Source organism: Vibrio sp. V39_P1S14PM300 (genome assembly GCF_009904765.1).
Classification (GTDB): domain Bacteria; phylum Pseudomonadota; class Gammaproteobacteria; order Enterobacterales; family Vibrionaceae; genus Vibrio; species Vibrio proteolyticus.
Genome location: NZ_WXWP01000305.1, coordinates 1 through 3,449 on the forward strand (window position 1 = coordinate 1; position 3,449 = coordinate 3,449).

General features: G+C 49.1%; 3 protein-coding genes. 1 reads left to right on the top strand and 2 read right to left on the bottom strand.

From position 1 onward, the window contains the following. The first annotated feature begins 34 nt into the window (after window positions 1–34). Window positions 35–406, top strand: a complete 372-nt coding sequence (locus CAG65_RS15580) for a zf-TFIIB domain-containing protein (protein WP_021704788.1) — start codon at window positions 35–37, stop codon at window positions 404–406. 127 nt (window positions 407–533) lie between these two features. Here the strand turns inward: CAG65_RS15580 and alr are convergent, their stop codons facing one another. Next, window positions 534–1,760 (bottom strand): alanine racemase, encoded by a 1,227-nt coding sequence (gene alr, locus CAG65_RS15585; protein ID WP_161454236.1) that lies wholly within the window; start codon window positions 1,758–1,760, stop codon window positions 534–536. A 102-nt stretch (window positions 1,761–1,862) separates the two neighbouring features. Then, window positions 1,863–3,449, bottom strand: a 1,587-nt coding sequence (locus CAG65_RS15590) for a methyl-accepting chemotaxis protein (RefSeq protein ID WP_237668833.1), incomplete at its 5' end; no start/stop codon positions are given.

Consider the following 3,449-nt stretch of genomic DNA (forward strand, 5'->3'; position numbering starts at 1 on the left):
CAATTAAATATAACTGGATCAACAAGGAATAAATATGAAGTGTCCAAAATGTCATTCTGATTTCGAACAGCTGCAAACCCCGTTGGGTGATGTGGAACGTTGTACTGAGTGCAAGGGTTTGTGGATTGACGCTTATGAAGTCGAAGCAATGAAACCTCTGGCAGAGGTAATTGATTCGGGTGATGAAGAAGTGGGTAAAGCCTTTAACGCCATAGACCGTATCAATTGCCCAGTGTGCCCGAACAATCAGTTATTGCGCCTGGTGGATCCAAAGCAGCCGCATATTTGGTTTGAAAGTTGCCCGACGTGTAAAGGACGTTTTTACGATGCGGGTGAGTTTAAAGACTTAGCCACGTTAGATTTATCGGACTTTTTTAAAAAATTTGGGTTAGTCGAACGCGTTTAGCCTGATTAAGCTTGCAGGTCGAAGTTGGGTATTCACCAAATTCAGCACAAGATTCAATCTGAACCTGCAACAGCGTAATAAACATAAAGCGAGCCAAAAGGCTCGCTTTGTTTTATCTGCCCAACACTTATTTTACGTAGATTCTTGGGTTGGCATTGCCCCAAATGGTGTAAAGCTCCGGGAAGATAACTTCGGCGCTATTTTCCATTTCTGCGGCAGAGATGGTTTGGCCTTTCGAGCTGCCAAACAGTACGACTTCACTACCAGGCTTGACTCCTTTGATGTTGGAAACATCGACCATGGTGGTGTTCATTGAGGCCACACCGGCGACTTGCGCGCGCTGACCATTGATGATGACTTCCGCTTTGTTGCCCATTTTGCGAGGGTAGCCATCAGAGTAGCCGACCGGGATATTAGCCATCAGGCTCTCTTGAGTGGTGGTAAAGCTGCTGTCATAGCCAACGGTGCTGTTTTCTGGCAGGTGATGCAGAGACGCCACACGAGTTTTGAACGACACAATCGAAGGGTATTCCAGATTGGTCGGCAGGTCGCCGTACAGAACGCCACCCGGGCGCACCATATCCAGCTGTGCTTCTGGTACATTTAACGCTGTGTACGAGTTTGCGACGTGCAGCAAAATGTCATCGCGTTGAAGGGGAGAGTGCTCAATCAGCCACGCAGAACTCTCTTTAAACGACGCCAGTTTCCGTCTTACATCATCGGCGTCATAGTTCGGGAAGTGGGTCATGATACCAACAATGCGTATGCCTGTAGAGCTGGCGATTTTTTGAGCTTCTTGCTTGCCGTCTTCGGTGGTCATGTCAACGCCATTACGGCCCATACCGCCATCGTTGAGTGACAGGTGAACTTTGATTGTTTGACCTGAGGTCTTAGCCAGTTTGGTCAGCGCTTTGGCTTGCGCCGCGCTGCCGATCAGCTCTTCGACATTGAGATGAAGAGCGTCTTTGATTTCTCCAAGGCTGGCTGAGCGCACACGCATCAATTGGCCTTCGAAGCCACTGTCGCGCACTGCTTGTGCTTCTGCATTGCTGGCGATAGCCACACACGGGATCTGCTGTTCAATAATCGTTGGCATCAGGCCCTGAATGCCATTGCCGTAAGCGTCTGCTTTCATCACAGCACAAATTTTTGTATGGCTGTTCATGTGAGACTTAAATTGCTCAATATTCTCACGAAACTGCCCGAGGTTAATCTCCAGCCAGGCGTTCGCTGCCTGAATGTCTTCTTGTTGAATATCCGCACTGACTAGGAGTTGTGGGGCGCTGTTCGCAGGCATAGCGGTAAGTGTTGCGGTGGCAATTGAGAATGAGAGCAAAGTTTTTTTAAAGCGCATAAAGTCTCCATACGCAGGTGTATTGGTTTTCTTGAATGGGTATCTATATTGAGCGGAATCGCTCTGGGTTGATGCTCCGGCCAGGCCGGAGCATCGAAAGTGTTATTTGAGCTTGAAGCGGCCCATCACTTCCTGAAGTGAGACAGAGAGCTGACTTAGTTCGCGGCAAGCCTGGGCGGTTTGCTGTGAGCCTTGCGACACTTCTTGCGAAGCGAAGTGAATGTTTTCGATACTGCGGCTTAACTCGTCGGCAACGGAATCTTGTTGATTACATGCGGTTGCGATCTGGCTGCCCATGTCTGAAATGTCGGAAATGGAACGTTCGATTTCACCCATCAACTGCTTAGACTGAACGCCTTGCTGCGCGCATTCGGTGATGCTGCTGCGTGAGAGTTCAGTGGCCGATTTGGCTTCTTTTGCCAGTGATTGCAACTGCTCAATGATGGTTGTAATTTCACTGGTGGAATGCTGCGTGCGGCCCGCTAACGTTCTGACTTCGTCGGCAACCACAGCAAAGCCGCGGCCAGAGTCACCTGCTCGTGCTGCTTCAATCGCTGCGTTGAGCGCCAATAGGTTGGTTTGATCGGCGATATCACGGATAACGTCAACGATGACGTTGATCTTACTCGATTGCAGTTCAAGTTCCGTCACGGTGTCACCGGCGTTACCAATTACGTTGGCGACGTCTTCGATGGTATTCACCATATGCTGAGTCACCTGAACACCGTGTTGGGTGCGCTGGTTAGCTTCGCTCGCCTGGTTGGCGGATTCTTCCGTATTACGGGCAACGTCTTCTACCGCGGCTTTCATTTCTGTCATGGCTGTGGCGATGTGCGTGATTTGCAGTTGCTGATCTTTCATCCCCGACGCGGAAATATCGGAAATTTGTGTCATTTCCTCAACGGCACTGCTCAGTTGCGTAACCGCGGCGATCACATTGTCGATTACCTGACGTAAATCGTCCTGCATTTTACTGGTGGCGTCAGCCAGTTCGCCCAGTTCGTCGTTGCCGATGGCCTGACGGTTAATGTCATTGGACAGATCGCCGGTAGCAATGGAGTTTGCCTGCTCGACCACCAGTTTTAATGGCCCACAGATCAGACGGGTCAACAGGTATGTCATTGCGACCATGATCAGCAGAATCACCACATTGCTGATGATGGATGAAGAACTCAGATCATTGATAGACTTGAGGATATTATTCCTGTTGTTGTCCATCGCCTGTTTCAGGATCTTGATCAACTTACCGAGTTCAGCATCAACCGCTTCAAAAGCAGACAAAGAAGAGGCAAGGATAGGTTGTGCTTTGCTTTTGTCGTTGGCCAACATTGTGTCGTTGTATCGGTCCATGGTGCTCAGGTACGTCTCTAGGTAGCGCATGACCTGTTGATAGGTCTGTTGCTCTTCACCTGGCCAGACAGTTTGACCGTATGACTCTAATTCACGTGCAATTTCCTGACGTTTACGAAGGTTACGAGAGATTTGATTGCGTATTTTCTCTGGATCATCAAATGTGTACGCCACAAATTGCGAACGTCGCCAGCGGGAAAGATCGTCTCTGATGGCGTCGACACGTTCAACGGCTGGTAACGTGTCGTCGGTGTAGTTAAGCAGCTCAACTTTGATGCTTTTGAGTTCCGAAGATAAAAATACGCCGAAAACGATATTAATAAGTGCAATGATCAGGAA